The organism is Vibrio sp. 2130-1 (assembly GCF_033339515.1).
In genome coordinates, this window is the sequence record NZ_JAWOUT010000649.1 from 1 (window position 1) to 538 (window position 538).

1 protein-coding gene and 1 pseudogene are annotated in these 538 nt (G+C 43.9%); both read right to left on the minus strand.

Features of this window, described 5'->3' with window-relative positions:
- Nucleotides 1-397, minus strand: a 397-nt coding sequence (pyrI, locus tag R7Q09_RS27920; protein ID WP_318144178.1) for an aspartate carbamoyltransferase regulatory subunit, incomplete at its 3' end; no start/stop codon positions are given.
- A 16-nt stretch (nt 398-413) separates the two neighbouring features.
- Nucleotides 414-538, minus strand: a pseudogene (locus tag R7Q09_RS27925) (aspartate carbamoyltransferase); the annotation flags it as partial.

The following is a 538-nucleotide window of genomic DNA, read 5'->3' on the forward strand; positions in this document are numbered from 1 at the left end:
CTTCTTTCTTCTCGAAAACTTTAAAACTGCTTTCTACTGGCTCGTTGTGAGAGATACAGTTTGAGTTTGGACACTCAAACACGTTGTTGATTTTCTCTGGCAACTCTAGAGCCAGTTTTTTCACGACTTCGTAGTTTTCGATTTGGTTTACCGTCGCGTGCGGTGCGTACAGCGCCAGTTTGCTTGCTTGTTCTTCATTGATGAACACGTTCTCAATCTTCAGCAAGTCTTTGTGACCCAGAGCTGAAGATGGCAAGTTCAGACCAATCGTTACACGTTGAGAAGAATTGTGCATATCGAACAATTTCAGCACTTTGATACCAATTTGTGCTGGAATGTGGTCGATGACGGTGCCGTTTTTGATTGCTTCTACCTGCAATTGAGTTTCTTTAGCCATGTTTTTATCTCCTCGATTACAGTGTTTCGTTTAGAACCAAAGCCAACAGCGCTTGGCGAGCGTACACGCCATTTTGTGCCTGCTGGAAGTAGTACGCGTGTGGGGTTTTATCTACGTCTTTCGTGATTTCATCAACACGAG